The sequence below is a fragment of the Photobacterium galatheae genome, from assembly GCF_000695255.1.
Classification (GTDB): Bacteria; Pseudomonadota; Gammaproteobacteria; order Enterobacterales; family Vibrionaceae; genus Photobacterium; species Photobacterium galatheae.
Map to the genome: position 1 here is coordinate 1 of NZ_JMIB01000019.1, position 13,713 is coordinate 13,713.

At 50.2% G+C, this 13,713-nt stretch carries 13 protein-coding genes; 3 read left to right on the forward strand and 10 right to left on the reverse strand.

What is annotated here, in order from left to right; translation table 11 throughout:
- Positions 1–373: 373 nt before the first annotated feature.
- The 3 genes from EA58_RS09505 to EA58_RS09515 form a co-directional block, all read right to left on the reverse strand.
- Positions 374–1,567 (reverse strand): DEAD/DEAH box helicase, encoded by a 1,194-nt coding sequence (locus tag EA58_RS09505; protein ID WP_036751785.1) that lies wholly within the window; start codon positions 1,565–1,567, stop codon positions 374–376.
- 187 nt (positions 1,568–1,754) lie between these two features.
- Positions 1,755–2,408, reverse strand: coding sequence for a glutathione S-transferase family protein (locus EA58_RS09510; RefSeq protein ID WP_036751787.1), 654 nt, complete (start codon positions 2,406–2,408; stop codon positions 1,755–1,757).
- Between the two features lie 157 nt (positions 2,409–2,565).
- A complete protein-coding gene (locus EA58_RS09515; RefSeq protein WP_036751789.1) occupies positions 2,566–3,153 on the reverse strand; it encodes a phospholipid scramblase-related protein in 588 nt (195 codons plus the stop codon).
- Positions 3,154–3,718: 565 nt separating this feature from the next.
- On the opposite strand from EA58_RS09515, the gene yiaA reads away from it, so the two are divergent.
- The 3 genes from yiaA to EA58_RS21555 all read left to right on the forward strand — a co-directional run bounded on the left by yiaA (position 3,719) and on the right by EA58_RS21555 (position 5,468).
- Positions 3,719–4,192: an inner membrane protein YiaA gene (yiaA, locus tag EA58_RS09520; protein WP_036751791.1), complete on the forward strand. Its 474-nt coding sequence runs from the start codon at positions 3,719–3,721 to the stop codon at positions 4,190–4,192.
- A 178-nt stretch (positions 4,193–4,370) separates the two neighbouring features.
- A complete protein-coding gene (locus EA58_RS09525) occupies positions 4,371–5,279 on the forward strand; it encodes a LysR family transcriptional regulator (protein ID WP_081819611.1) in 909 nt (302 codons plus the stop codon).
- Positions 5,280–5,348: 69 nt separating this feature from the next.
- Entirely contained in the window at positions 5,349–5,468 is a 120-nt protein-coding gene (locus EA58_RS21555) for a 3-ketoacyl-ACP reductase (RefSeq protein ID WP_152547980.1), read from the forward strand.
- A 72-nt stretch (positions 5,469–5,540) separates the two neighbouring features.
- Here EA58_RS21555 and EA58_RS09530 read toward each other — a convergent pair whose 3' ends face one another.
- The 7 genes from EA58_RS09530 to EA58_RS09560 form a co-directional block, all read right to left on the reverse strand.
- Positions 5,541–6,299 (reverse strand): SDR family oxidoreductase, encoded by a 759-nt coding sequence (locus EA58_RS09530; RefSeq protein ID WP_036751793.1) that lies wholly within the window; start codon positions 6,297–6,299, stop codon positions 5,541–5,543.
- A gap of 26 nt (positions 6,300–6,325) precedes the next feature.
- Positions 6,326–7,237 carry a 3-hydroxyisobutyrate dehydrogenase gene (gene mmsB, locus EA58_RS09535; protein WP_036751795.1) on the reverse strand — a complete coding sequence of 304 codons (912 nt, stop codon included), beginning with the start codon at positions 7,235–7,237 and terminating at the stop codon, positions 6,326–6,328.
- A 144-nt stretch (positions 7,238–7,381) separates the two neighbouring features.
- Positions 7,382–8,542, reverse strand: coding sequence for an enoyl-CoA hydratase/isomerase family protein (locus EA58_RS09540; RefSeq protein ID WP_036751877.1), 1,161 nt, complete (start codon positions 8,540–8,542; stop codon positions 7,382–7,384).
- Between the two features lie 66 nt (positions 8,543–8,608).
- Complete coding sequence (locus EA58_RS09545; protein WP_036751797.1) at positions 8,609–9,403, reverse strand: enoyl-CoA hydratase; 795 nt, start codon at positions 9,401–9,403, stop codon at positions 8,609–8,611.
- 128 nt (positions 9,404–9,531) lie between these two features.
- The gene (locus EA58_RS09550; protein WP_036751799.1) at positions 9,532–10,686 is read right to left on the reverse strand and encodes an acyl-CoA dehydrogenase family protein; all 1,155 of its coding nucleotides are present in this window, start codon (positions 10,684–10,686) and stop codon (positions 9,532–9,534) included.
- A gap of 23 nt (positions 10,687–10,709) precedes the next feature.
- Positions 10,710–12,206, reverse strand: coding sequence for a CoA-acylating methylmalonate-semialdehyde dehydrogenase (locus tag EA58_RS09555; protein WP_036751801.1), 1,497 nt, complete (start codon positions 12,204–12,206; stop codon positions 10,710–10,712).
- A 92-nt stretch (positions 12,207–12,298) separates the two neighbouring features.
- Positions 12,299–13,564: a thiolase family protein gene (locus EA58_RS09560; RefSeq protein ID WP_051641990.1), complete on the reverse strand. Its 1,266-nt coding sequence runs from the start codon at positions 13,562–13,564 to the stop codon at positions 12,299–12,301.
- Positions 13,565–13,713 lie beyond the last annotated feature (149 nt).

The window sequence follows — 13,713 nt, forward strand, 5'->3', positions numbered from 1 at the left end:
AGTCACTGGATCCCCGCCTTCTCCTGTCTTTCCCACACAAATCCTCCGATGAAAAATCGATAAATTATCTTTTATAATCAATATATTACCGTCATTCCCGCGAAGGCGGGAATCCACTAGGCACGAGATGAAAGTAATCTGCCAGATTCCTTTTTCTCCCTCACCTGCCACGCAGTTTAACCTTAAAAGTCACTGGATCCCCGCCTTCGCGGGGATGACTGAGAAAACGGGGATGACGGAAAAACGGGAATGGCTGAAGGAAACAGATAATAGGAAAGAGCGGTCACCCTTTCACAGAGTCCTTTGCTCTTTAAAGTATGCTCAAAAGACAGAGCTGGCCGGGACTTGATTAATCGAACAGCTCTGGTTTCACTTAGTCTTTTTTCGGACGCTTGTTTTTAGGCACATAATTCAGGATCGAAACCGGAACCGGCTTTTTCGGGGCAAACCCTGCCACTTCGCGGCGTTCAATCAGGTGGCCTAAACGGCTTTCAATCATGCACAGGTTCTTGAAGTTGTCTTTTGAAACGAAGGAAATCGCTTCGCCTGTCGCATCGGCACGACCAGTACGTCCAATCCGGTGAACATACTCATCCGCCGGAAATGGCAGATCATAGTTCACAACACGCGGCAGCTCTTCAATATCAATACCTCGTGCACCAACACCCGTTGCGATCAGATACTGAATCTTTCCGGCTTTAAAATCTTCCAGCAATTGGGCGCGAACCGCCTGACTGCGACCACTGTGGAATGCTTCAGCCTCAATGCCGCGCTTTTCCAGCTGGGACGCCAGCTTCGCAGCACCGTGCTTGGTTTCAATAAAAATCAGCGCCTGATCCCACTGATGTTCATGAATCAGATGACTCAGCAATGCTGATTTCTGGTCTTTATCAACGGTGATCAGCCACTGCTCAATATTGGCTTTGGATGCCTGATTGGCAGCGATCGTTATTTCATACGGATCATGAACCGCAGATTTTGCCAGTTCACGGACTTTGCGCGACAAGGTTGCGGAAAACAGCAAAAACTGAACCTGTTCAGGCAGGCGATCCAGAATCTTCTGAATGGCGTCGATGAAGCCCATGTCGAGCATGCGATCCGCTTCATCCAGCACCACCATTTCAATTTCTTCGAAATAGACAGCACGCTGACCATAGAGATCAATCAGTCGGCCCGGTGTCGCCACCAGCACATCCACACCTTCAATTAAACGCGCTTTCTGATGCTGTTCATCCACACCACCGTACATTGCCAGCGATGTAAGGCCCAGATGTTTTCCGTACGCTCTGACCTTCTCTTCTACCTGAACCGCCAGTTCACGGGTTGGTGCCAGAATTAAAGCACGGACGCGTTTTTTACGCTGCGTCTGACCTTTACTCAGTTTTTCCAGAATCGGCAATACAAAGCTGGCTGTTTTACCAGTCCCCGTCTGGGCTGCCGCAATGAGATTCTGCCCCTGCAAAATCACTGGAATGGCTTTGTTCTGAATGGTCGTCGGTTTGGTATAACCTAACTCAGTCACGGCCTGTACCAGTGCGTTGCTGAGTCCAAGTTTAGAGAATGGCATGTCTCGTCTCTGTCTTTCTGATCGCTTGAAGTAGAGCGGGCTCTACGGGAACGCGGGAGTGTATCACGGACTCAGGAAGCAGGTATGAATTATTATAAAGACGCCCCTTCTGATATTTCAGATGAGGCGTGTCAGTCTTAAACCTTGATCTAAACCTTGATTTAAACCTTGGTATTAAACTTCGGCATTACACCTCAGTGCCGGCTTCATCCTCTGGCACAATCTGCGTTTCCTGCAAAGCTTCTTCCAGCCAGAGACGAATCGCTGGAGACTGCAAGACATGCGCCATATAACGTTGACTGAGTTCTGAAACTTCAATGCCGTATGTGATGAATCGCAGAACAACGGGCGCGAACATGCAATCTGCAATACTCCACTCGCCAAACAGCCAGCCGCCTTGATCACCATACAGTGCCATCTGCTCACACCAGATTTGATCAACCCGCGCAATATCTTTCTTCGCCGCGTCTGACAGCTCAACCCTGCGTTTTGCACGGCAGTTCATGGGCATTTCATTGCGCAACCCCATGAAACCCGAGTGCATTTCACAACTGATGGCACGGGCTTTTGCCCGTTCTGCCTGATCCTGTGGCCATGCGTTGCCATTGCAATACACTTCATTCACGTATTCACAAATTGCCAGTGAATCCCAGACCGTGACATCACCATCAATCAGAACCGGTACTTTGGCCGCGGGTGTATATGCTTGCAGCGCACGATAGAAACTTTCGGTCAGCAGTTTGAGTTTTTGTTCTTCAAATACAATACCGTTTTGAGCCAGCATCAGCCAGCCACGCAGTGACCAGCTGGAATAGTTTTTATTGCCGATGATTAATTGCATGTGTTGTCCTCATCTCAAATACATATTGCGTCCTTGAGCAACACTCTACGCACTCAGATAGATGATGACTAACGCATATTTTTCATAGTACACATCAGGAAATCGAATGAGTATCGATAGCAACCATCAATCCGCAAAAAACCGAGTACTGTGATGATTATTCTTTCAGAACCATATCAATGCACATGACTGCGGCCAGAATCAACTTCCGCATATCATCACCTGCCGGAATATCTTCCGAAAGCTTCAACACATAGTTATCTGCACTGGTGAATAACTCTTTCCCCAGACCCGCCCATTCTTTAGAAACATGCGCCAGTTCTTTATCGCCTTGGTTAAACTTAAAATCCCAGCCGGTCCATTTGCCTTTTAATTCACAAATGACGTTGTCATCTTTATCCAGAACATCGAATTTACCACCGATGGTGAACAACTTCGGCTTAAAACCACCAATCACCTGATTGTCTTTATCCCGCACCGTTACTTTCGCTAAGAACAGTGAAAAGCCACGCTGCACACGCACAATCGGTTCACCACCCGGCGTCACGATTTGGATATCAAATGGCGTCATGACTTTATAGTCGGTAAACCGAAGCAACTTGGTCAAAAAGCCTAAATTCGGCTCACGGCACTCCATAATGACATTGCCGGTTGCTGGGTCATGAATATCAAAGTTATTGGCAGCTTTCAGCACACCGACATGTTCTTTGACTAAGAAAAGGTTTTGATTGATGACTTCACTCATTGGTAGTTACCTGGAAGAATTATTAACGAAACACAGAAAGCATTTTATCGCCTTCATAAATCAGTGGTGGCATTCATCCTTTCAAGACTTGGCAGACCAAGGAAAGAGAAAGATGCTCCTCTTCTCTTCGTCCCCAACTGAAAAACGGCCGAGCCTAAATGATTCAGGCGACAAATACAGCAAAACATTGAAACAAAATTCAACAGACGCGAGGACAACAGAAATCAAAAAAATGCGGCCAAATCGTCAACTCACAATTTCACTGCCATGAAAGTGAAAACGACATCCAAATAAAACATCACCGCAGTCGCCGCTCTCTTCAGCGGCTGATACATACCTTTGTTATTTTTTCGGACACACACCTGTTTGTTCAATTCCGCAGCATTGCCCATGTGCCATCGCTCATACTGCATCTTTCTTATCATCAGCCGCCCGTTTGCCTACACCCCATTGAATTAACTTTGTTGCATATTTTTAAAGAAACATGACATTTCTGCCGCCTTATCTTCAGAAGGCTTTCATATTCAGCCAGTTGCTTGCTCTACTCTCTCACAGGAATATTCAAATGAACGAATCATTCAAGCCAACCAAGGCTTTTGTCATCACGTCTTGGGCGGCCCTCGCATTGGCTGTCGTTGCTTATGGTGTCGGGTTACTCAACGCCAACCTTCAACTGAACGAAAAGGGCTACTATCTTGTGGTGCTGCTTTTTGGTTTGTTCAGTGTCATCACATTACAAAAAACAGTCCGGGATGAAATGGAAGATATTCATGTCACGGCATTGTATAAAGCCATGGTCATTGCCGGTGTCATCATTTCCTGTGCATTAATGTTTATCGGACTCTGGAACGCAGATACCCTTGCCTTAAATGAAAAAGGCTTCTTTGCCATGTCATTTGCTTTAGGGTTATTCAGCGCGGTTGTGACACAAAAAAATGTCCGGGATCTGGCCTGTTTCGAATCTGAAACACCTCAGGATGAACGTCAGCGTCCGGCCAAACCACTCAGTCAGCCGCAACCGGAAGATCTCCAGAACTGAATCCAGAACTGAATCCAGAACTGATTCCAGAACTGATTCCCCGATCAAGGCAACACTGTGTTGCCTTCTTTCTTCTTCTTCTTCTTCTTCTTCTTCTGCTTTTCGATTCAAACGATTCAATTCATCGTCATTTCCAGTATGCTTACCGACATTACATGGATGTTTATCAGGATTGCTTATGGATATTGAAGCGCTTCGAAGTTTTTTGGCCTTTATTGATACCGGCAGCTTTACCCGAGCGGCTAAGCAGACCTTCAGGACGCAATCTGCGATCAGCATGCAGATGAAAAAACTGGAGCAGGAACTGGAGAAAAACCTGTTTCAAAAAGCAGGTCGGCAACTCGTTCTGACGCATGAAGGACAACAACTGGCAAGCTATGCGCGCCGGTTGCTCAGCCTGCATGATGAAGCCGTCTCCAGTCTTCGGGAACAAGCCGAAAGCCAACCACTGCTGTTTGGCTGTCCGGATGATTATGCCGAAACCTTGCTGCCTTACTTCGTTTCTTTGATGCGCCAACAATTGGGGCCGATCCAGATTCAGATTCTGTGTGCCTCCAGCACTCGCCTGCGCCAGCTCATGGATAAAGGCGAACTCCATGCTGCGATGCTCACCCGGCAGCCCGGCTCAGATGAGGGCCACCTGTTAATGCACGATCAAGGCATCTGGTATGGTTTACCTGAAACCGATTTATTATCCCGGCGGCCCTTACCGATTGCGCTGTTTCAGGCTGACTGCAAATTTCATGCAGCAGCGCTCGATGGGTTGATCAAGCAGGAAATCAGTTTCGATTTAGTCAGTTGCAGCAGTAGTGCGACTGCGCAACGTGGCATGGTCCGCGCTGGACTGGCAGTGGGTGCCATGGCAAGAAGCAGTATGTCGCCCGACTTCGTTGAGCTTCACGTCGACTGGCTGCCACCGTTACCCGGCATTGAAATTGCGCTGGTGCTGGCACCTCAGTCACACCCCCATCTCACCACACAAGTTGCCCGAACAGTCAGTCAGCACTTTCTTGCCGCGTTGCCAAAAACAAACGTCGCAAAAGAACAAGGTCTGGTCGTCATGAAAACTGCAATCAAATGTGAATAGCACTCGCCTGTCAGGCCCATTTATGGCATGGTGCGCGTTGTCAATTGATTGTGAAATACAGACTTCAAGATGAAAGAATCCAAACAAAAATGGCTGTCCGTGCTGACTCAATTTACCGTCTATCTGTCTTTGATCATGCTGGTCATTGGCGGGGGCTTAGCGCTTTACGCGATCGTTTACGGACCATAATTGTTAAAGGCCATCATTGTTGACGGGCCAGAGATGGCCCGTTTTTCATTCGGTTGATTTGCACGGTGAACGTTACATCCGCATCCCGCCATCCACTTCCAGAACGCGCCCCGTAAAATAATCATTTTCCAGAATATATTTCACGGCATGTGCGATATCTGCGGCTTGACCTACCCGACCCAAAGGAATCATCTTTTCCAAACGCTCTATCGCTTCCTGCGGCAACTGATCGGCCATTGCTGTCCGAACAACTCCCGGCGCAATCGCAGCCACCCGAATCCCATAACGGCCCAGCTCTTTTGCCCAGCAGACCGCCATCGTTGCGACAGCCGCTTTTGAGGCAGCATAGTTGGTTTGTCCGAAGTTACCGGCGCGGGCAACGCTGGAAATATTGATAATCGCGCCAGAACGCTTGGTTTGAATCATACGGGCTGCCGCCTCACGACCACAGAGAAAAGTGCCGGTCGCATTAACAGTCATCACTGCATTAAACTGCTCCAGCGACATTTTATGGATTGCGCCATCTTTCTCTTTCACCAGCAAACCATCACGAAGAATCCCGGCGTTATTCACCAGCCCATCCAACTGCCCAAAATCTTCAATGATCTGATCAAAAACACGCTCAACCTGATCTTCCTGCGTCACATCTACTTCGTAGGTTATCGCTTTACTGCTGAGCATCTGACACTGTGAACGGGTCTGCGCCAAGCCTTCCGGATTCAGATCAATTAAAGCCAGATCAGCCCCGGCCTGAGCCAGGGTAATCGCCATCATTTGACCCAGCCCCTGACCTGCACCTGTGATTGCAATGACAGAATTTTTAATATCCATATTGATCTCCTGAATGCTGCATGAACTTATTTTTGCTGACGCTGGTAGAACTCAAACAAACTCGAAAAATCCAAAAGTTCGTTCCCGTTCGCATTATGGAAAGCATAAAGGTTGCGAGCCAGTGTCCCCATAGGAACAGCGGATTGACTGTGCAGTGCTGCATCCATTCCAAGCCCCAGATCCTTGAGCATGAGCTTACTCATAAATCCGGGCTGATAACCTTTGCTGGCCGGTGCATTTTCCATCACACCCGGACAAGGGTTATACAATTCCAGCACCCAGTTCCGGCCCGAGCTTTGCAACATAATGTCTGAGAGTACTTTCGGGTCCAGACCGTTTTCGACCCCCAGATTCAATGCCTCACAGGCACCCGCCATTTGCACAGCCAGCATCAGGTTATTACAGATTTTTGCCATCTGCCCGTCACCCGCCTGACCCGCATGGAAAATATTCTTTCCGACATATTGCAAAACAGCTTCAGCCCGATGGAATGCCGAATCTGTCCCGCCGACAATAAACGTCAATGTGCCGGCTTCAGCCCCGGCCACCCCGCCAGAAACAGGGGCATCCACAAATTCAAGCTGATGCTGCTCGGCATACTTTGCGACTTCTTTCGCCGTGGCGGGATCAATCGTTGAGGAATCAATCAGAAAAGTACCCGGGGCAACCATGGCGAACAGCCCTTGCTCCGGTTTACCCTTGGGGCCCAGATAGACATCGTGAACATGTTGCCCTGCCGGCAACATCGTAATGACAGTGTCTGCGCCAGCAACGACCTCTTTGAGGTTCGCGGCAGCAACTGCACCATCGGCTTCCAGCTTGCGGGCCGCCTCCCTATTCAGGTCAAAGACCTTCACATGACAACCCGCTTTTAATAAATTTCTCGCCATCGGGCTGCCCATGTTGCCCAGCCCGATAAACGCAATTGTTGTCGCCATAACACACTCCTTTTCAGATCTTCAATCTGTGGTGCAGTGATGCAGGTACAACCAGGGGGACCACTGATGTTCCCCCAACAACGCGCTGCAATTCTTGCTGCAATAATAGATACAGGCGGAAAATTTCCAGAGTTGATCAGAGGCTCAGGAAAGTGATTCCTCGCCTAAGTCAGCCAATGGATGTTCAGCGGCTTGCCACATTGGCGCAAATAGATCATCGATCACACTTTCATCGACCGCAGACACACTGGAGAAAAGCCAGGTGGGTTCACCGCTTTTATCAATCAGTCGCGCACGGACTCCTTCCTGAAACTCGCCCAGCAAACCACATCGCACGGACAAACCCAGTTCCAGACGGAAGCAATCGGCCAGCGTTAAGTCACGATAAGCCTTCAATTGTCGGTAGCAAATATGCGCTGAAATCGGACTACCTTGCTTTAAGCTTGTCTTCGCCGATTCAAGCCAGGTGCCTAAGCCATCAATCGCCAGGATCTGCTGGCAAATTTCTTCCAGATTCCGACCGACAGAGGCAGCCTGAATCTGAGGGAAATAAGGAATCATCTGACTGGGCGGCCACTCGCGTTTGGCTGAGTCTGCAAATTCATGAAGACAGTCAGATACAGCCTGATCCGCATCCTGCATGTTTAGCCAGTCCATCGCCTGTAAAGCTTCTAAAACAGCCGATTTATGCTCCGCCAGCAAAATATGATCGGCCATTTTCAGGTCCAGTGCGTCACTTGCGTTCACACGGGCTCCCGTCAGCCCTAAAAACAGACCGACGCCCGGGGGTAACTGATTCAAAAACCAGGTGCCGCCGACATCAGGGTACATGCCAATGGAAATTTCGGGCATGGCTAACATGCTGGATGGCGTCACGACCCGATGACTGGCACCAATATACAACCCGATACCGCCGCCCATCACGATGCCTTCCCCCCAGACAATCAGCGGTTTTTTGTACTGATGGATCTGATAATCACAACGGTACTCAGTGCTGAAATATTCGGTCAGAAAAGATTCCGGAGATGCGCCAGCCTCACCCGCTTCTTTATGTGATTCTGCTTCGAGTATCGCTTTATACAGGGCTCGTACATCACCGCCAGCACAGAATGCTTTCGCATGATCGCTGTGTAAAAACACACAAGCGATTTGATCGTCTTTTTCCCATTCAGTCAAACGAGCACTGAGTTGCTGCAACATCTCTAATGTGAGCGCATTTAAAGAGGAAGGGTTCTCAATTGCCGCAATCCCAATTTGTTTACCGCGTCCACACTCAAGTTCGCTAAATGTTATCTTTCCAGTCATGTTCACTCCATGCACGCGAATGACTGCATGCTTTGTCATTCGCGTATCCGTATCAATCCGCCGTCATTATTCGTTTTTCCATACCGGAGGACGTTTTTCAAAAAACGCCCGGACCCCTTCCCGTTGATCCAATGTATCAAACAGGCGGATAAAACGTTCCCTTTCCTGAATTAATCCCTGATGTAAAGGGGCAAACCTGGCATGCTGAATGAGTGATTTACATGCCGTCACAGCACTCGGTGATTGATGCGCAACCTCGGCGGCCAGTTTTTTCGCCGTCTCCAGAGACTGACCCGTTGCCACCACTTCCTCAACCAGACGGATGTCCAGTGCCTGTGATGCGCTGACTCGCTCACCACATAAAATCATCCGCTTCGCCCAGCCTTCACCCACCAGCCAGGCGAGATTCTGCGTCCCGCCAGCACAAGGCAACAGCCCAACACTCGCCTCTGGTAAAGCCATCACCGAATGCGCTTCCGCAATACGAATATCACACGCCAGAGCAACTTCCAGCCCGCCACCCATAGCATAACCATTAATTGCAGCAATCGAGACGCCACGAAATTCAGACAACATTTCAAAAGCCTGACCAAAGCAAAACGCCATATCTGCTGCGATCGCCTTGTCGCCCTCGGCAAACAGCTTCAAATCTGCACCGGCAGAGAAAAACTTTTCCCCTTTGCCAGTCAGCACTAAAGCATAAATGTTTTTATCTTCATTCAGCGCTTTGACCAATGCCTTTAACTGATTCAGACTGTCCGCCGTCCAGGTATTGGCTGGCGGGTTATTCATCGTCAGTACCGCGACATGGCCATCAATTTCAACTTCAATCGGACCACTTGTTTGTGTCAGTGCGTGCATAACGCCCATCCTTGTTGGGTTGAGATCTATGCAAGGCAACTGGACTGATTGCCGATCCCCTTCATTCACACCGTTGCCACGCTCGAAAAAGCGGAGAAATGGCAACGGCGCGAAGACATCAGAGTGATTCAAAGCAGTCCAGTATCCTCACTTAATAAACGACGCGCGATGATCAAGCGCATGATTTCGTTTGTTCCTTCCAGAATTTGATGTACCCGCACATCCCGGAAATGACGTTCAATCGGATATTCCTGAATGTAGCCATAGCCACCATAAAGTTGCAGGGCATGATCACAGACGGTAAACCCGACGTCCGTAGCAAAACGCTTGGCCATGGCACAGTATGCGGTCGCTTCCGGATCACGCTTATCCAGCTTTGATGCCGCAAACCGCACCAACTGCCGTGCCGCTTCAAGCTCAGTGGCCATGTCGGCCAGCTTGAACTGCAATGCCTGAAACTGTGCGATGGGTTTCCCGAACTGTTTTCGCTCGGTCATATACTGTCTGGCCAGGTTCAGCGCCTGCTGCGCCGTCCCCACAGAACAGGTGGCGATATTAATCCGGCCGCCATCCAGCCCTTTCATGGCAAAGCGGAACCCTTCGCCTTCCTCACCCAAACGGTCATGAACCGGAATTTTCACTTTGTCGAATGTGACCGCTCGTGTTGGCTGACTGTGCCAGCCAAGTTTCGGCTCTTTTCGGCCATAACTGATGCCTTCAGCATCGGCTGGCACAATAAAGGCAGAAATCCCGTTCGCGCCGTTCTCTCCGGTACGAGCCATCACAACCAGCACATCGGTATCGCCTGCACCCGAAATAAAAGCTTTTGACCCCGAAATTTCATAGTGATCACCTCTGCGTTCCGCCCGGGTGGCCAGAGATGCCGCATCTGAACCCGCATTGGCTTCAGTCAGACAATAAGATCCCAGCCACTCGCCTGTGATCAATTTCGGACAACATTCAGATCGGGCCTGCTCAGTCGCAAAACTGGCGATCATCCAGGTCACCATGTTGTGAATGGTCATAAAGGCTGTCGTTGAAGTACAACCCATTGCCAGTTGTTCAAAAATGATCGAGGCATCAAGCCGGCTCAGCCCCATACCGCCGGATTCTGTTGGGGTGTACAGGCTAAGAAAACCCATTTCTCCAGCTTTACGCAGTACATCTTTCGGAAACGTTGAGGTTTCATCCCAGCTCGCCGCCATAGGCAGCAACTGTTCCTGAGAAAACTGCCGTGCGGCCTCAGCAAATGCACGCTGATCATCGTTCAGTTCAAAATCCATCGCTTTACTCCGTCGGGTCAGTCTTAATGATCGATATTAATCGTCAGGTTCGGGCCTTTTGGAATATCATCATCAAACCAACGCGCAGTCACCGTTTTCGTTTCCGTATAGAAACGCACGGCCTGTTTACCGTAAGCATGCAGATCGCCATAGAAGCTGCCCCGCCAGCCGGTAAATGAGAAGAATGGCAATGGCACCGGAATCGGCACGTTAATACCAACCTGACCGACCTGAATTTCATGCTGGAATTTGCGGGCTGCCGCACCGTTCGCGGTAAAAATCGATGTCCCGTTACCGTACGGGTTGTCATTAATCAGTGCGATGGCTTCTTCCAGTGAACTCACCTCCACACAGACCAGCACCGGCCCGAAGATCTCTTCGCGATAAATGCTCATGTCCGGCGTTACACCACTGAACAGCGTTGGTCCCACCCAGTTTCCTGCCGGGTAGTCTTTGACCGTGCAATCACTCCCGTCGAGTTCACACACCGCCCCTTGCGCTTTCCCTTCCTGAATCAGTCGCAGTACCCGGGTTTTGGCTTCCGGGTTAATTAAAGGCCCGTAAGCTGCGTCTTCTTCATCCCAGCCGCCGGGCTTCATTTTCGCCATGGCTTCTTTCAGTTCAGGGATCCAGTCTTTGGCGCCATCGACAAAAACCGCCACGGAAATGGCCATGCAGCGTTGTCCCGCCGCACCGACAGAAGAACCGACCAGATTATTTATCACCTGTTGTTTGTTCGCATCCGGCATGACAACCAGATGGTTTTTTGCCCCGGCAAACGCCTGAACCCGTTTCAGGTGATGCGTCCCGGTCTGATAGATATAACGCGCCACCGGTACGGAACCCACGAAAGAAACGGTGCGGATATCCGGATGCGCCAGCAGATGATCGACCTGCGCTTTGCGCCCATGGACCAACTGCAACACACCCGGGGGCGCACCCGCCTGTTCGAACAGTTCCGCCAATCTGACCGACGTCAGCGGCACCTGCTCAGAAGGTTTCAGCACAAAAGTATTCCCGGCCGCAATCGCCAGCGGGAACATCCAGAGCGGAATCATGGCCGGAAAATTAAACGGGGTTATCCCGCTGCATACACCCAAAGGCTGAGTCAGGGAATAAGTGTCGATATTGGTGGCAACATTTTCGCTGGTTTCACCCATCATCAGGCTGGCAATATTGGCAGCCTGTTCCACCACTTCAATGCCGCGCCAGACATCCCCCTTGGCATCGGCAAGGATTTTGCCCGTCTCGCTGGAAAGCAGACAAGCCAGTTCGTCATGATGCGCTTTCAGAAGTTGCTGATAACTCAGCATCAGCCTTGCCCGCTCAGGCACCGGCACATTTTTCCACTTCTCAAAGGTTCTTTTCGCACTGGCAATCGCTTCATCCATTTCTGAGATTGATGCACAGGGCAAATGGGCAATCACTTCATTGGTGGCCGGGTTCGTCACATCAATCCATTCTTCTGACTGTGACTGGCGGAATTGACCATCAATAAACAGGGGTACTCTCTCAATCATTTTTCACGTCCTCTAAACTGTCTTTTCCATTGCTGGTGATACAGCGACCAGATGCGAATGTTTTACTGAGCTGGCATTTACTGAGCCGGAAATTACCGAGACGGAAGCTCAATAGCGATGGCCGTTGCTTCACCGCCACCAATACACAAAGAAGCGACGCCCCGACTGACTGGCTCACCCGCTTGTTGCTTACGGCGCAGCGCATGAATCAGACTCACAATAATGCGGGCACCACTGGCACCAATCGGATGACCCAATGCACAGGCGCCGCCATGAATATTGACCTTGTTGGCATCCAGTTGCAGTTCACGGACCGCAATTTGCGTGACTACGGCAAACGCTTCATTGATTTCCCAGAGATCCACGTCATCGGTTTGCCATTGCAACTGTTCAAGCAACTGCCGAATGGCATCTACCGGTGCAATGGTAAATTCAGACGGGAGACGGGCATGCGTCGATTGACCGCGAAGAATCGCCAGCGGCTCAAAGCCATGCTGCCGGGCTGTGTCGCTGTCCATCAGCAGCAAAGCGGCTGCACCATCGGCAATAGAACTGGAGTTTGCCGCCGTCACACTGCCCGCTTTGGCAAATACCGGCTTCAGTTTCGGGATCTTCGTCGGATCGACTTCTCCCGGGTGTTCATCCATTTTGAGCAGATGCTCACCTTTTCGATCAGCAACCACCACAGGGCAGGTTTCATCATCAAAAGCGCCAGCTTCAATCGCCTGACAGGCTCGCTGGACAGACATCGCCGCCCATTCATCCATGTCTTCACGGCTAAACGCTTTCGCATCGGCAATCTGCTGGGCATAAACGCCCATCAGTTCCCCTTCATAGGCATCCTGCAAACCATCCAGAAACAGGTGGTCATGGGTCGTCTGGTGTCCTAAACGAAAACCGCCCCTGACCTGCTTCAGCAGATAAGGGGCGTTGGTCATACTTTCCATCCCGCCGGCAATCGCGGTCTGAATACTGCCGGCTCGAATCATATCTGCGGCAAGCATCACGGTTTTCATCCCTGAACCACAGACTTTATTGACCGTCACACAGCCGGTAGAAATCGGCAAACCCGCGTTGAGTGCCGCCTGACGCGCCGGTGCCTGACCACAACCGGCAGGCAGGACACATCCCATCAGGACTTCATCAATCCTGAGACCATCGGCCTTGGTCGGGAAGAGTTCATCAGTAAAAATCCCGATGCTTTCGAGGGTGCCTTTGATGGCATACGCCCCTAAAGTCGGTGAGGACAACGACGAAAACTGCCCCTGAAAACTGCCTAAAGGGGTACGTTTGGCTGAGACGATCCACACTTCTTTCTCGGTTGAGGGTACTGCAGTTGAACTGGTGCTGGTTTCCATTTTCCAGGCTCCGCTTTTCTTGACGTTTACGTAAGCATAGCACTAACATTTACGTAAACGTTAAGAAACATCAACACAACAATATTGATTGATCAGCGTACAGATTTGTTGCCATTTCCGGAGAAAGCACCGTGTTCTGGTCTCACTCT